This is a genomic window from Synergistaceae bacterium DZ-S4, assembly GCA_025943965.1.
Classification (GTDB): domain Bacteria; phylum Synergistota; class Synergistia; order Synergistales; family Synergistaceae; genus Caenicola; species Caenicola nitritireducens.
This window is the reverse complement of sequence record JAPCWD010000002.1, coordinates 205,342-220,991: the sequence shown is the minus strand read 5'-3', so window position 1 is coordinate 220,991 and position 15,650 is coordinate 205,342. Positions and strand designations below refer to the sequence as shown.

Annotated in this window: 9 protein-coding genes and 1 tRNA gene; 2 read left to right on the top strand and 8 right to left on the bottom strand. The window is 53.0% G+C overall.

Annotated features, from left to right (window positions below; translation table 11 throughout):
* The 8 genes from OLM33_02435 to OLM33_02400 form a co-directional block, all read right to left on the bottom strand.
* Window positions 1-112: GTP-binding protein (locus OLM33_02435; protein MCW1712535.1), on the bottom strand; the 112-nt coding region annotated here is incomplete at its 3' end.
* 55 nt (window positions 113-167) lie between these two features.
* Window positions 168-2,234, bottom strand: a complete 2,067-nt coding sequence (gene fusA / locus OLM33_02430; GenBank protein ID MCW1712534.1) for an elongation factor G — start codon at window positions 2,232-2,234, stop codon at window positions 168-170.
* 45 nt (window positions 2,235-2,279) lie between these two features.
* Entirely contained in the window at window positions 2,280-2,750 is a 471-nt protein-coding gene (gene rpsG, locus OLM33_02425) for a 30S ribosomal protein S7 (protein ID MCW1712533.1), read from the bottom strand.
* A 30-nt stretch (window positions 2,751-2,780) separates the two neighbouring features.
* Window positions 2,781-3,152, bottom strand: a complete 372-nt coding sequence (gene rpsL, locus OLM33_02420; GenBank protein ID MCW1712532.1) for a 30S ribosomal protein S12 — start codon at window positions 3,150-3,152, stop codon at window positions 2,781-2,783.
* A gap of 32 nt (window positions 3,153-3,184) precedes the next feature.
* A complete protein-coding gene (locus tag OLM33_02415; protein ID MCW1712531.1) occupies window positions 3,185-3,433 on the bottom strand; it encodes a ribosomal L7Ae/L30e/S12e/Gadd45 family protein in 249 nt (82 codons plus the stop codon).
* 139 nt (window positions 3,434-3,572) lie between these two features.
* Entirely contained in the window at window positions 3,573-8,582 is a 5,010-nt protein-coding gene (gene rpoC / locus OLM33_02410) for a DNA-directed RNA polymerase subunit beta' (protein MCW1712530.1), read from the bottom strand.
* Window positions 8,582-12,280 (bottom strand): DNA-directed RNA polymerase subunit beta, encoded by a 3,699-nt coding sequence (gene rpoB / locus OLM33_02405; GenBank protein MCW1712529.1) that lies wholly within the window; start codon window positions 12,278-12,280, stop codon window positions 8,582-8,584. Before rpoB ends, rpoC begins: the two co-directional genes overlap by 1 nt.
* Window positions 12,281-12,394: 114 nt before the next feature.
* Window positions 12,395-12,481: transfer RNA gene (locus tag OLM33_02400), tRNA-Leu, on the bottom strand.
* Between the two features lie 553 nt (window positions 12,482-13,034).
* On the opposite strand from OLM33_02400, the gene OLM33_02395 reads away from it, so the two are divergent.
* Both OLM33_02395 and OLM33_02390 read left to right on the top strand, forming a co-directional pair.
* Window positions 13,035-13,433 carry a 4Fe-4S binding protein gene (locus OLM33_02395; GenBank protein ID MCW1712528.1) on the top strand — a complete coding sequence of 133 codons (399 nt, stop codon included), beginning with the start codon at window positions 13,035-13,037 and terminating at the stop codon, window positions 13,431-13,433.
* Between the two features lie 21 nt (window positions 13,434-13,454).
* Window positions 13,455-15,638 (top strand): aldehyde:ferredoxin oxidoreductase, encoded by a 2,184-nt coding sequence (locus tag OLM33_02390; GenBank protein MCW1712527.1) that lies wholly within the window; start codon window positions 13,455-13,457, stop codon window positions 15,636-15,638.
* The last annotated feature ends 12 nt before the right edge of the window (window positions 15,639-15,650 follow it).

Here is a 15,650-nt window from a genome sequence, read left to right as displayed (position 1 = left end):
TCGCAAGCGTCTTTGTGATCGCCGCTGTAAGGGTCGTCTTACCGTGGTCGATATGGCCTATCGTTCCTATGTTGAGGTGCGGCTTGTTTCTTACAAATTTCTCCTTTGCCATTTCTGTCTTGCCTCCTTTAGATATTTCCTGATCGATTGATGATCTTTTGTATTTGCTATATTTTCAGAAGTTCTTCAGCTACGCTCTTGGGCACTTCGTCATAATGGTGGAAAGTCATGGTGTACGAAGCCCTTCCTGATGTTTTGCTTCTCAGGTCCGTAGCGTAACCGAACATTTCTGCCAAGGGCACAAAGGCCTTGACTATCCTTGCATTTGCCCTTGATCCCATTTCAGAGACTTTTCCTCTTCTTGAGGAAATGTTGCCCATTACATCTCCCATATACTCTTCCGGAACTACGACTTCAACATCCATTACGGGCTCCATAAGGACGGGATCGGCCTTCTTCATCGCCTCCTTGATCGCCATCGAGCCTGCGATCCTGAAGGCCATTTCCGAACTGTCGACTTCATGGTAGCTGCCGTCGACGATCGCCACCTTGATGCCAATTACAGGGTAGCCGCCGAGAATACCGTTGTTGAGCGCCTCTTCGACACCCTTCTGGGCGGCAGGGATGTATTCCTTCGGAACAACTCCGCCAACGATGCGGTCTTCCCACTCGAATCCCTTGCCTTCGGCAAGCGGTTCGACCTCAAGGACAACGTCTCCGTACTGTCCCTTGCCTCCGGACTGACGGACAAATTTGCCCTGTGCCCTCGCGGGTCTCCTTATCGCCTCTCTGTAAGCGACCTGAGGACGTCCCACCTTTACCTCGACGTTGAACTCCCTGCGGAGCCTGTCAACTATGATCTCAAGGTGGAGTTCTCCCATTCCGCTTATCAGGGTCTGCCCTGTCTCCTCGTTGACTGAAACGTGGAAAGTCGGGTCCTCTTCCGAAAGGGCGTCAAGCCCCTTAGCAAGCTTTATCTGGTCAGCCTTGCTCATGGGTTCTACGGAAAGCGATATAACGGGTTCCGGGAAGATCAGGTTTTCCAGCAGTACAGGCTTCTTTTCATCGCAAAGCGTATCTCCCGTACGGACCTGTTTGAGCCCGGGGATAGCTACGATCAGGCCTGCCTGCGCGCTCTCGAGCTCCTCACGCTTGTTTGCGTGCATCCTGAGTATCCTTCCTATCCTTTCACGGCGCCTTGTGTTCGTGTTGTAGATCGACATGCCGTTCTCTATAGATCCTGAATAGATCCTGCAGAAAGCAAGCCTGCCGACAAACGGGTCGACCATGATCTTGAACGCAAGAGCAGAAAAAGGCTGATCAGAAGAGGGGATTATTTCTATCTCTTTTTCCGTGTTGTCAGGATCGTGCGCCTTGAGCGGGGGCATGTCAACGGGGCTCGGAAGATATGCCACGACCGCATCAAGAAGCGGCTGTACGCCCTTGTTCTTGAATGCCGAACCGCACATTACCGGCACGATATTCAGGCTTATGACAGCCTTCCTGATGGTCCTCCTGATCAGATCTTCGGGAACTTCCTCTCCCTCAAGGAAGAGGTTCATCATCTCGTCATCGTAGTCGGAGAGATTCTCGACCATTTCCGACCTTGCGATCTCTACCTCTTCTTCGAGCTGAGGCGGGACATCCGCGATATGGAATTCTGTTCCGAGCGTATCATCATAGATTATCGCCTTTCTCGCGACAAGATCCACCATTCCCGTAAATCCGTCTTCCACACCGATAGGTATCTGTATCGGAACAGCCCTGGCGCCGAGACGCCTGCGCATCTGGTCGACTACCGAGAAAAAGTCAGCTCCGACCCGGTCCATTTTGTTGACGAAAGCGATCCTCGGTACGCGATACTTGTCTGCCTGACGCCAAACTGTCTCTGACTGAGGCTCGACTCCGCCAACTGCACAAAAAACGGATACTGCCCCGTCAAGCACTCTCATAGAGCGCTCGACCTCAACAGTAAAGTCCACGTGCCCGGGTGTATCAATAATATTGATCAGGCAATCGCCCCAGAAACAGGTAGTCGCGGCAGATGTGATCGTGATACCACGCTCACGTTCCTGCTCCATCCAGTCCATCGTAGCAGCGCCTTCGTGAGTTTCACCCAGCTTGTGCTTACGGCCTGTATAGAACAGGATGCGCTCTGTCGTTGTAGTCTTACCTGCATCTATATGCGCAGCTATTCCTATATTGCGCACCTTACTCAAGTCGATGCCCTGCATCGTCAACACCACCAAACTAAAACTTTAAAATTAATGTTCTTCACACTACCAGCGGTAGTGTGCAAACGCACGGTTAGCTTCGGCCATGCGGTGGGTATCTTCCCTCTTCTTTACGGAACCGCCCTCGCCCTTGCAGGCGTCGGTAAGTTCACGGGCAAGGCGTTCCACCATCGGAATGCCTTTGCGCGAACGGGAGAAATTAATGATCCAACGGATCGCGAGAGCCTGCGCCCTCTCAGGTTTGACCTCAACGGGAACCTGATATGTCGCTCCGCCGACTCTCCTCGGACGGACTTCGACCAGCGGACGAACGTTAGTCATCGCCTTTTCGAATACTTCTCCAGGCTCAATACTCAGCCTGTTTCCAGCCAGATCCAGTGCTCCATAAAAAATTCTCTCAGCCGTGCTCTTTTTGCCGCCGAGCATAAGGCAGTTGATGAATTTTGTAATTGCCGGGTTCGCATAAACTGAATCGGGCGGCGTTATACGTTTTTTTACATGTCCCTTGCGTGGCATATAGGACCAACCTCCCTTTGATAATACAAATTACTTCGGTCTGCGAGCGCCGTAGAGCGAACGGCTCTGACGACGGTTTTCAACGCCGCCGCAGTCAAGTGTTCCCCTGATTATGTGATAACGGACACCAGGCAAGTCCTTTACACGTCCGCCGCGGACGAGGACTACGGAGTGTTCCTGAAGATTATGTCCTACACCCGGTATATAAGCAGTGACTTCTATTCCGTTGGTAAGACGCACACGTGCGACTTTACGGAGAGCAGAGTTAGGCTTCTTAGGAGTAACAGTATAGACGCGGGTACATACTCCGCGGCGCTGCGGGTTCTCCTGAAGAGCAGGGGCGCTCATACGACGCCTCTTGTCCTCTCTGCCGGTGCGAATAAGCTGGCTTATTGTTGGCAAATAGCTCCCTCCTTCCCTGTTAATATTTCTTTCTACTTTTTAAGAAGCGCCGCCGCAGCAGTCTTTCTTGTCACGGCACAGGCCCTTCCCAACTGCAGCGATGTCTCTGCCCACTCAACGGGCACTGCGCGCTTCTCTGCCTCTTCAAGTATCTCTGACAACAGCCGCACATCCGCTTCTTTTGAAAGAAAAACCTTAACTGCTTCATTCGCCTTGAGCTTCCTCAGGACCGAGTTTATTCCTGCTATCCTTCCGGATGAAGCGAGTTCGTTTAAAGGCACACGGACACCTCCTGTGCAAAGGCGCACCAGAGTATATTAACAGCGGAAGCCTCTGGTGTCAATAAACACCCGGGCTTCCGCTGAATATTTTATTTGATTGGAATATTTTAGGTAAAACTACTTACCCCGGCCGCTGCGATCAGTCCTTCTGAATGATCGCTTCTTCCATCCCTGGAAGAGATGATTCGGAGGACTCAGCGATCACTACCTTCCTGTACCTCTCGATCCCTGTTCCGGCAGGTATAAGCAGTCCTATTATTACGTTCTCCTTAAGACCGACAAGGTTGTCTACGTCGCCTCTCACTGCGGAAGCTGCAAGTACCTGTGCCGTCTGCTGGAACGATGCTGCGGAGAGGAAACTGTCGGTGGCAAGTGCCACCTTGGTAACTCCATGTACTACAGGGCTCCACTGCGGTTCCTCCCTCAGTCTCCTTACAAAAGAGACGCGCTGGATCAGCTGTTTGTGATCCGAGGGTGCCTGCTTGGGACGTACCGTTATGTCATCGGCGCCAGAGGACGCTATGCTGTCAAGGACTTTGCTCGTTATCTCCTGACCTGCCTCTGCTACCGTGTTTCCCTTTTTGTCCCTGATGGTTTCCAGAAGGACTTTGCCGAGGGCCCTCTCAGTGAGAACCTGCCTGATCACCTTTTCTCTCGTTATTATGTTGCCTTCGCTTTCGATGCCCGATATCGAGCCTTCGACGATGCCTCTTACTATTGAGCCGTCAATGCCGTGTGTGATGTTTTCGATCACTTCTCCTTCAGAATTGATCGCCTGGGTAAGCGGTTTGCCGAAGTAATGCTCTATCAGCACATGGTGCATCGAATCAGTGAGATTGATGTGCTCAGGGTTCTTCCAGAGCTTGATCTCGCTTATGTTGTTGGCACTCAGTGTCTTTATCGCGAGCGAGTCAACTATCGCATCCATCGGGATAACGACCCTGCCGTCCTTTTCAACATCAGCGGCAAACCACGCTGCATCTTCGCTCTCATCAAGTACATTGGTATCCCTTACAAGCATGGGCTGCGGCGGAAGCGATGCGATCCTGACAAGATCCGCGGAAGAGAGCCTTGTCCCGGCTTTGATAAGGACCTCGCCGTTCTCATCCGGCCTGAAGTCCTTGATCAGCTCAAGACCTTCCATCGTCCTCCTGAAGCTTGCGTCTCCGAGTACAACTCGGAGCTCGCCCTCCCTGTCCTGGACGGTCAGCTCTCCTGACGCTCCTCCTGGCCTAAGCATTTCTCCAAGCGCAGCTTTTGTGATATACTCCTGAGCCTCGCCGTCTTTTCTGAGAACATCTCCGGGTGCGTCGATTATCCTGCAGTCTCTGAGGAAATTGTATGACTCGTCCAGCGAGGCCTGATTCTGTTCCGAGATCTGCCCGACACTTACTTCGAGATCTCCCTTCCAGACAAGTTCGCCGGAAACGAAGGAGCTGTCCCCCTCTTCTATCACCCGTACACGGTTGATCGGAGCGACCTTGCGAAGTATCGTCTCTATATGCTTGTCGTTAATCGAGACGCCCTGCGAACGGTAAACCTCCTGGATGCCGTCCAGAAGATAGTGCTGGACTGCCTCAAGACCCTCGACTTCCAGAAGCTGCTGAGGATCTATGTAGCCCTCTGTGAGGACCATCCCTTTTGTTATCGTGCAGCCTTCTTCGACGCCGGAGAGCAGGTTCTGAGAGGCGGGGATGTTGTAGGATATCCTCTCTTCAGTGCCGTCTTCCTTTATCACGCCGATGATGAGCTTTTTCTTGCCGTCCATCTCCCTAATCTCAAGGAGAGTGCCGCCGACTTCAGCAAGGATAGCGACCTTTTTGGGCCTGCGGACTTCGAAGAGCTGCTCGATCCTGGGAAGACCCTGGGTGATGTCTTCTCCGGTGAACTGGCGTACGCCTCCCGTGTGGAATGTTCTCATCGTGAGCTGCGTTCCGGGTTCTCCTATGGACTGGGCTGCTACGACCCCGACAGATTCACCGATGGCGACCCTCTTTCTGGTCGCAAGATCCCTTCCGTAACAGGCGCGGCAAATTCCGTGCCTGAGGCCGCATGTGAGCGGGCTGCGGACCCAGACGGAACTGATCCCCTTTGATTCGATGTATTCGGCCTTCACAGCAGATATCTCCTCATCCCTGACTAGGAGAAGTTCTCCGCTCTTGGGATCGGTCACATCCCTGAGGCTTGTCCTTCCCGCGAGGCGCTCGGACATCGAGATCGTGGCCTTTCCGTCCTGCTGCAGTAGCGGGCGTATTTCTATGCCCTGATCGGTCCCGCAGTCCTCATCCATTATTATGAGGTCCTGGGCTACATCGACCAGGCGCCGGGTCAGATAGCCCGACTTAGCCGTACGGAGGGCTGTGTCGGCAAGCCCCTTTCTTGCTCCGTGGGTCGAGATAAAGTATTCAAGAGTATTGAGCCCCTCTTTGAAGTTTGCAACTATAGGATAGCGGATGATGCGTCCGGACGGGTCTGCCATAAGTCCGCGTATTCCCGCCATCTGGGCGACCTGTCCGCGCGATCCGCGGGCTCCGGAATCCACCATTATCCTCAGTGGGTTGGTCTCGTTCATGCTGTCCATGATTTTGTCGGCGATGAGCCTTCCAGCGTCAGACCAGAGGATGTCCTTCTGCCTCATGTACTCGTCTTCGGTGAGGATACCCATTTCATACTGTGAAGTGAGATCCTCTTCCTGTTCAAGAGTCACATCCAGTATCTCCTTCTTTTCGGCAGGCACGACGACGTCGCCGACACCGAGGCTTATCCCGCTGTGTGTTGACCAGTGGTAGCCGAGCGTCTTGATCTCATCGAGCATCTCGACCATCGCGGTCTGCCCGACCTTGTCGTATGCAGCGTCAAGAAGGGAGCCCATCTCCTTTTTGTTTATGGTCTTGTTGATATATCTCAGGCCGGGATGGAGTGCCGAATTAAAGAGCACGCGCCCCGGTGATGTCTCTATCCACTTCCCGCCAGCCGTTTCGCATTTCCACGAAGGATCGGCCTTGATCCTGATCTTTGAGTTGACGTGGATGATAGAGTGGTCAAGGGCCGACATTACATCTTCAACGCCCGAGAAGTACAGGCCTTCTCCCTTCATTCCGTCTCTCAGGCTGGTAAGGAAGAATACGCCGAGGATGATGTCCTGTGTCGGTATTACGACAGGCTTGCCGCTCGCCGGGGAGAGAAGGTTATTCGAGGAAAGCATAAGCACCCTGGCCTCTGTCTGAGCCTCCAGTGAAAGCGGAACGTGGACGGCCATCTGGTCTCCGTCAAAGTCTGCGTTGAATGCGGTACAGACCAGAGGATGGAGCCTTATTGCCTTTCCTTCGATAAGTACGGGTTCAAAAGCCTGTATCCCAAGGCGGTGAAGCGTAGGCGCCCTGTTGAGCATTACGGGATGATCCTTGATTATGCCCTCAAGTATGGCCCAGACTTCGTCCCTGCCTCTTTCGATAAATCTTCTTGCGCTCTTGACGTTGGGGGTAAGGCCGCTTTCGACCAGCTTGTGCATGACAAACGGCTTGAAGAGCTCAAGCGCCATCTGCTTCGGCAGACCGCACTGGTAGATCTTCAGGCTGGGTCCGATAACGATGACGGAGCGTCCCGAATAGTCAACTCGTTTTCCAAGCAGATTCTGACGGAAACGTCCTTTTTTGCCCCTGAGCAGGTCTGTAAGGCTCTTGAGGGGCCTGTTGCCTGCCCCAAGCACTGCCTTGCCCCTGCGGCCGTTGTCTATCAGAGCATCCACCGATTCCTGGAGCATCCTCTTCTCGTTGCGCACTATGATCTCAGGGGCTTTCAGCTCCTGAAGCTTGCGAAGGCGGTTGTTTCTGTTTATGACCCTGCGGTAGAGGTCATTGAGGTCTGAGGTCGCAAAACGGCCCCCGTCCAGCTGGACCATCGGCCTCAGGTCGGGCGGGATGACAGGGAGTACGGAGAGCACCATCCACTCCGGTTTGCTGTCGCTCTTCCTGAAATCCTCCGCGACCTGGAGCCTCTTGACCAGTTTACGCTTTTTCTGTCCCGAGCACTCTGCTATATCTTCCCTGAGCGAGGATACGAGAAGGTCGATATCCATCTGCTCCAGAAGCGTGTAGACCCCTTCAGCTCCGATCCCCGCCCCGAAGGTCTTATCGTAAGCCGAGCAGATGGACTGCTCCCTCTCGAGGATTATGTCTGCCCTTTCAAAGGGAGACTCCCCTCCGTTGATGACTATGTAGCAGGGGTCCTCCAGGGTCTCTGTCTCTTCAACCGTCTGGAAGCGCCTGGGATACTTCTGGCTGTAAAGCCTGTACTCGCTCTCCGAGATCACGTCATTCTTAACGAATGGCAAATGCACGACAGAGGTGACTATGAAGGCTTCCTGGTTGTTAAGGACGGCCTTTTCAAACTTAAGTCCGCTGTCGGCCTCCTTCATTGACCTTATCTTTGATTCAGGAATTATGGCATTTGAAGCCTGCTCCTGATCTTCCCTTAAAATCCGGTACGCGCTCTCTGTCTTGAAGAGTTCGTCGCCGTATTCGTTCCTGATCCGGTTGACCTGGGCAGCGGTAATGACATCGCCTTCATCAACATTGATCTCTTCGACTTTTGTGATCCTGAAAGCCTCTTCGGCCTTGAACTTGGGATCATAGAAACGGTGGATGCGTTCCTCGGAGGCTGAAATGAGCTTGCCTCTGCGGGCAAGGTCTATCCTGCGCCCCTCGCTGACAACTTTATAGACCTTTTCCCTGCGGCGTGTGGGGGCAAAATATACCACCTTTTCGAGTTCTTTTGTCGAAGCTCCGAGAAGCAGACTCAGCCTGCTCGGAATGCCTCTGAGATACCAGATATGGACGACCGGCGCGGCAAGTTCGATATGACCCATTCTCTCTCTGCGTACGCGGTTGTCTGTGACCTCCACTCCGCAGCGGTCACATACCACCCCTCTGAACTTGGGGCCGCTTCTCTTATATTTTCCGCAGGCGCACTCATAACTGCGGGTCGGACCAAATATCCTTTCGCAGAAAAGTCCGTCTTTTTCCGGACGGAGCGTCCTGTAATTTATTGTTTCAGGCTTTTTGACTTCACCGCTTGAAAGCTCCCTGATCCTTCCGGGGGAGGACAGTTTAGTCCTCACTCCGGCGATCTCGCGATTTAGGTTAGCCATTAAATATCATCCCCCTGGTCATCCTTCTTAGGAGCAACGTCATTGAAGAGATCCGCAACATCATCCCTGAGGACTTCAGCCTCTTTTTCTTCATCTGTTTCGTGCAGCTCTATAGAACTGTATTCCGACGCATGTTCATGGAATAGGTCACTGTCAGATATCGACCTCGAAGGTCTGCTCAGGCCGAAATCTTCCTCAAGGCTGTCGACTGTTGAATCAGGCTTGAACGAAACATGGCGTCTGGTTTCCCTGCCGCCGTCCTCGTCCTCTTCTGAAAGGACAAGCTCTCCGAACGAACCGTCTGAGTATTTGATCTCTACATCCAGCCCAAGGCCCTGAAGTTCTTTTATAAGCACCCGGAAGCTTTCGGGAACGCCCGGTTTGGCGAGGTTTTCGCCCTTGACGATCCGTTCGTAAGTCTTGAGCCTTCCCCTGATGTCGTCCGATTTGACTGTGAGCATCTCCTGCAGCATGTGGGCAGCCCCGTAGCCTTCAAGGGCCCAGACTTCCATCTCCCCGAACCTCTGGCCTCCGAACTGGGTCTTGCCTCCCAGGGGCTGCTGGGTTATCAGGCTGTAGGGTCCTATCGAGCGGGCGTGGATCTTGTCGTCGACAAGGTGTATCAGCTTGAGCATGTACATGACTCCGACCGCCACCTTGTTCGCCATCGGCTCCCCTGTTCTTCCGTCATAGAGGGTTATCTTGCAGTCATCCCTCATCTCGGGATATTTTGTGCTCTGGATCTCCTTGACGTAAGGCATAAGGTCTTCTGCAGTCGCCGATTCGAAGACCGGCGTAACGACCTTCCAGCCGTTCTGCATGGCGACAAAACCCATTACGGTCTCAAGCACCTGCCCGAGGTTCATTCGGCTCGGGACTCCCAGTGGGTTGAGGACGACATCGACTGGCGTTCCGTCCGAAAGGTAGGGCATATCTTCCTCAGCCATTATCCTTGATACAACACCCTTGTTGCCGTGGCGTCCGGCCATCTTGTCGCCCTCGGTTATCTTGCGGAACTGGGCGACATATACCTTTACGACCTCGTTTACACCGGGGCTCATATCCTCGCTGTTCTTATCCCTGGAGAGCCTCTTGATCTCGACGACCTTTCCGCCTTCACCGTGCGGGACTCTCAGACAGGTATCGCGGACCTCTCTTGCCTTCTCGCCGAAGATCGCCCTGAGGAGCTTTTCTTCCGGCGACTGGTCGGACTCGCCTTTCGGGGTGACCTTTCCGACAAGTATGTCTCCGGCCTTTACTTCTGCGCCGATCCTGACTATTCCGTCCTCGTCGAGATTCTTCAGAGCGTCTTCCCCCACGTTGGGGATGTCCCTCGATATCTCTTCGGGGCCGAGTTTTGTGTCACGCGATTCGACCTCATACTCTTCTATATGTATGGAGGTGTAGAAATCTTCCTTTACAAGTCTCTGGCTGAGGAGTATGGCGTCTTCAAAGTTGTATCCCTCCCACGAGACGAATGCGACAAGCACATTGCGTCCGAGGGCAAGTTCTCCGCCGTCGCAGGCCTGGCCGTCGGCGATGACCTCACCGGACTCCACCTGCTGGCCGTGGGTGACAATAGGCCTCTGGTGGATCACGGTACCCTGGTTGGACCTTCTGAATTTCGGCATTGTGTAGATATCTTTATCGTTGTCTTCCGTATCGATCTCTATTCTGTCAGAATCTACATATGTTACTGTTCCGGCTCTCCTGGATACGGCACACGAACCGGAGTCCTTGGCTATGCGGTGCTCTATGCCGGTGCCGACTATCGGAGAGTCGGGGAAGACAAGGGGAACAGCCTGCCGCTGCATGTTCGATCCCATGAGTGCCCTGTTCGCGTCATCGTGTTCAAGGAATGGGATGAGGGCAGTCGATATGGAAACTATCTGCTTAGGGGAAATGTCCATATACTCCAGCTGCTCAGGCTGTATCTCTATCGTGTTGTCATGATGCCTGACATATATGCCGGTACCGCCGTCCGTGGGGAGGATCTGCCCCTCATCGGATATAGGGGTGTCTGCGCGTCCGACATAGTATTCGTCTTCGTCGTCCGCAGACAGGTATACTATTTCGTCGGTCAGGTATCCGTCTACCACCTTCCTCCTGGGACATACAAGGAAGCCGTACTCGTTTATCCTTGCAAAGGTCGCAAGCGAGGTGACCAGGCCTATGTTGGGGCCTTCAGGCGTCTCTATCGGACAGACCCTTCCGTAGTGGGTATGGTGGACGTCACGGGCTTCGAATCCGGCACGTTCCCTGCTAAGTCCTCCGGGACCGAGTGCCGAAAGGCGGCGTCTGTGTGTAAGCTCGGCAAGCGGGTTTGTCTGGTCCATGAACTGCGACAGCTGTCCTGAACCAAAGAATTCCCTTAACGCAGCCGAGATCGGGCGAACGTTGATAAGGTCCTTGGCCATTGCTGTGGCAAGATCGGGAGTCGTGGTCATACGCTCCCTTGCGATCCTTTCCATCCTCAAAAGGCCGATACGGACCTGGTTCTGAAGAAGTTCACCAACTGCGCGGACCCTCCTGTTGCCGAGGTGGTCGATGTCGTCCATGTGTTCGTTTCCGTCGCGGAGCCTTATAAGGCTCTTAATTATCGCTACGATATCCTCAACTGTAAGAAGGCGTTCCGTGCTTGGGATATCGAGACTCAGCCTTCTGTTTATCTTATACCTTCCGACCCTTCCGAGGTTGTATCTTCGGGGATCGAAGAAGATGCTGTTGATATATTCCCTGGCATTTTCCATTCGGGCCGGTTCGTTGGGCCTCAGCTTACGGAAAAGCTCAAGTATCGCCGCATCGGGCGTGCTCGTGTTGTCTCTTTCGATGGTCGCGGATATGGCGGGATCTACGTCCCAGACCCAGATCTTGGTCCTGCCGCTTTCCCAGAGGGCCTCTAGGTCCTCTTTCGTGAGCCTTTTGTTTTTTTGGATGGCGACAGATCCTTCTCCTTCGCCTGAAATGATGGCTTCTGCCAGAAGCATGCCCCTGACTTCGTCCTCGACAAGATCTCTTTCCACTTCTTTCGCTCCGAAGAGGGAAAGAAGTTCTTCCGTGCTCTGGATGCCGAAAGCTCTCAGCATCATGGTCACGGGGATCTTCTTCCTGTTGTCTATCTTGACTGACAGGACTTCGCCGGGGGCCAGGTCAAATTCGATCCATGCCCCGCGGTCCGGTATCAGTTTGGCCATAAACGATTCCTGGCCGGGGATGCCAAGTTCAGCGCTGAGATAGACGCCTGCAGATCTCGCAAGCTGATTAACGACGACACGCTCTGTGCCGTTGATTATGAATGTTCCTCTCTCTGTCATCGCCGGGAAATCGCCAAGATAGATCTCCTCTTCCTTGATCTCGCGCGTCTTTCTGTTAGCCAGCCGAATCGTCGCACGCAGAGGTCTCGACCATGTAAGGTCCCTGCTGCGCGCCTCATCCAGACTCATGACTACAGGATCGACATAGTATCTTACGAACTCAAGTGCGAATGAACCGTCGTAGCTTTCGATGGGGAAAACTTCATCGAAAAGTTCCTGGAGACCCTGAGAGGATCTGGCGTCGGGATCAGTATCAGCCTGAAAGAACCACTGATATGAATTGCGCTGGACCTCAACAAGATCCGGTAGAGCGATAAGATTTTTTTCTTTTCCAAAAACCCTGCGCTGCTCAAAAGCCTTGCCTGATGGTGTCTTAACCTGCATGGGAGCAACCTCCCTGAATGGAATATTTGGTGAGAATGTACAATCGTACAAATGAGTATTCTAACAAAAAAGCGACAACTGTCAATAGACAGGTGTCGCCTGTTTTTGATTTAGTGGTGTCGAGGAGGGGAATTGAACCCCTATGGGCGCTAGCCCACTGGATCCTGAATCCAGCGCGTCTACCAGTTCCGCCACCCCGACATATACGATTTGGGTTTGTTGAATAAGCTTGCAACGCAGTGGATTTTATCAGCTAGTTCGATCTTTGGCAAGAAGATAATTCTATTGCATTGCCGATTTGACGATCCGGTCCTGATGATCCTTTTATTTTTTTGCCTGACCGGACTGCAGCCGTGAAGTACCCCCTTACGCCCGCCGCCGACCGTCTGCTCATTTTCGCCGAAACCGGCCTGATCATCTTTCCTGAAGGATCTCTCCTATTTTTGAACCTGTCTCCCCCATAAGGTCAAATTTACTCTGACCTGTCTGTTCTGTTAAAACAAATGGCGGCTAGATCCGCAAAACCGCCGGACATCAGTGACTTAAACAATTTTCCCGGTATCTGTACACCTAATTATCAACTGATTATACATGAACAAAAGTGAGCAAAACTATATTTATGGGATAAAAATAGTGAAATTCTGCACAACAATATGAAATATATGTTAAAATTTTCATATTGGGGAAGACTGGCATTTGCTTTTATGATCGCCGGTCTGTTTTTAAATCATCATCAACTCAGGAGGGATTTTGTGTGAAAGTACTTCAGCTAAGAACGGAGAAGTGCGTACAGTGCAAGGAATGCATGTCCGCATGTTCCAAGGCATGGTTCAAGGAAGACTCTCCCGCGCTTTCAAGGATCAAGGTGGAAAACAAGGCGACATATCCTAACATCAACGTCTGCAACCAGTGCGGCGCGTGCATTGAAGTCTGCCCGACAAAGGCGCTTGAGCGCGACGCCAACGGGATCGTGCAGGTCCGCAAGGACAAGTGCACATCCTGTCTCATGTGTGTGGGTTTCTGCCCCTCCGCGAGCATGCTGTTTAACGGCGCAAAGCAGACCGAACCCTTCAAGTGCATTTCTTGCGGCATCTGCGCAAAAGCGTGCCCGACCGGAGCTCTCGAGCTCCTCACCACACCGGAATCAAAGTAAGAAGGGGTGACGAAAATGGATATGAAAGAGATGAAACTTTTATCGGAATGGTCTTACGAACCGGCGAAGATCCATCGCGGATATGCGGGTGAGACCCTTTACGTCGGACTTGGAAATAAAGACGGCAACTACAAATTCGAGAAACGCCCCGTTTCCGAAGACATGATCGAAAAGTTCACGGGCGGACGCGGTTTCGGTCTCAAGCTGCTCTGGGACGCAGTGAAAGAGACAACGAAATGGGACGACCCGGAGAACGAACTGGTCATCGCGGGCGGACCCTTCTGCGGGATAACCCAGTATCCAGGCACGGGAAAATCATACACCGTATTCCTCTCCCCTGCCACGAAACAGACCTACAACAGCAATGCAGGGGGATACTTCGGTCCCTTCCTCAAGTTCTCGGGCTTCGACGCCCTTGAGATCCAGGGCAAGGCCGACAGGCCCGTTGTAGTTTTTATCGACGGGGACAACTATAAAGTACAGGTGTTCGAATCGACCCTCGAAGACAACAACGCATACTATATTTCCGAGGAACTCCACGATTATTTCGCAAAAGACGAACAGGATAAACGTACGATATCAGTCATTTCTACAGGCATGGCTGCAAAGACGAGCTATATTGTAGGTCTCAACTTCAGCTTCTATGACGTCCGCAGGAAGGCCGTAAGGCTCAAGCAGGCAGGACGCGGCGGCGGCGGCACGGTACTCTGCGACAAGAACGTTGCTGCAATAGTCGTAAAACGCACCAAGTTCACGGGCCTGGAAAATGATCCCGTAGACGTCGAAACGATCATGAAGGCCGGAGTAAGCCTTCACAAGCGCATTCACGACCACGACAACGAACAGTGCAAGATGCGTGCGGCAGGTACCGCGCACCTTACCGAGATCATGGACGACTACGAGCTGCTGCCCGTAAACAACTACAAATTCGGGAGCCACAAGGACATCAACAATATAAGCTCACATGAGTACATCAAACTTTTCAGCCAGGGAATGGCTGACGGTTGCTGGTACGGATGCTCGCTCGCATGCGCCAAGGCGGTGGATCACTTCCCGCTCCAGACCGGCCCCTGGAAGGGCAAAGAAGTCGTGGTCGACGGACCCGAATATGAGACGGCAGCCGGACTCGGGTCCAATGTCGGAGTTTTTGATCCCTACTGGACGATCGAGGCCAACTTCTACGCCGACCACTACGGATTCGATACGATCTCGCTCGGAACGACCCTCGCCTGGGCATGTGAGTGCTATGAGCTCGGACTGATCAACAAGGAGCACACGCACGGTCTTGAAGTCACCTTCGGCAACAAGAAAGACCTCATGGAGCTGATCCACCGCATGGCGAAGGCCTCTGACGACTTCGCGGTCGCAACAGGCTGGGGCATAGAAGCCGCGCGCGAATACTACGCGAAGCACTACGGCGCCGACCTCGGTGTCATGAAAAAGATTGGAATGGTATGTCAGGGTCTTGAGGCTTCGGAGTACAGGTGCCAGGAGTCGATGGCACAGTGGGGCGGATACTTCCTCACACTTAAAGGCCCTCAGCATGACGAGGCATGGCTGATCTTCATGGACATGGTCAACAAACAGCTGCCGACTTACGAGGACAAGGCTGAGGCTCTTTACTTCTTCCCATGCTTCCGTTTGTGGTTCTCGCTCCATGGTCTCTGCAAGCTCCCATGGAACGACATCGAACCCATCGACAACAGCATCAAATATAAGGGCATAGAGGCAGCAAGAGTACCTGAGCACCTCAACAACTACCTGACCATATACACGGCCATCACAGGCAAGCCGCTTGACAGGGACGGAATGATCCTTCAGTCTGAAAAGGTCTACAACTTCGAGCGTATCTTCAACCTCCGCATGGGCAAGGGTACTTCAAAATTCCATGAAGCGCCGGACCGCGGACTCGGCCCCGTCTGGGAAGACGAGTGGATGGCAAGGCCCGACTATTTTGACGCCAAGCTGAAGGAGTTCGGCGAGGAGATCGAAGGCAAGTCCGTAAAAGAAAAGATAGAACTTCTCCAGAAGCACCGCCGCTCCCAGTGGGCCCAACTCAAGGCCGCTGTCTACAAACGCCGCGGATGGAACAAGAACGGCATCCCAACAATGAAGACCGTTAAACGTCTTGGCATCGACTATCCGGAAGTTGTTGCTCTCCTTGAGAAACACCTCAAACCGGAAGATGAGTTCGAGGACGCGTAGGAAAGAAATAGA

Coding starts and splice junctions, on each gene's coding strand:
- fusA (MCW1712534.1), bottom strand. CDS start 2,234: ATGCAGGGCATCGACTTGAGTAAGGTGCGCAATATAGGAATAGCTGCG.
- rpsG (MCW1712533.1), bottom strand. CDS start 2,750: ATGCCACGCAAGGGACATGTAAAAAAACGTATAACGCCGCCCGATTCA.
- rpoC (MCW1712530.1), bottom strand. CDS start 8,582: ATGGCTAACCTAAATCGCGAGATCGCCGGAGTGAGGACTAAACTGTCC.
- rpoB (MCW1712529.1), bottom strand. CDS start 12,280: ATGCAGGTTAAGACACCATCAGGCAAGGCTTTTGAGCAGCGCAGGGTT.
- OLM33_02390 (MCW1712527.1), top strand. CDS start 13,455: ATGAAAGAGATGAAACTTTTATCGGAATGGTCTTACGAACCGGCGAAG.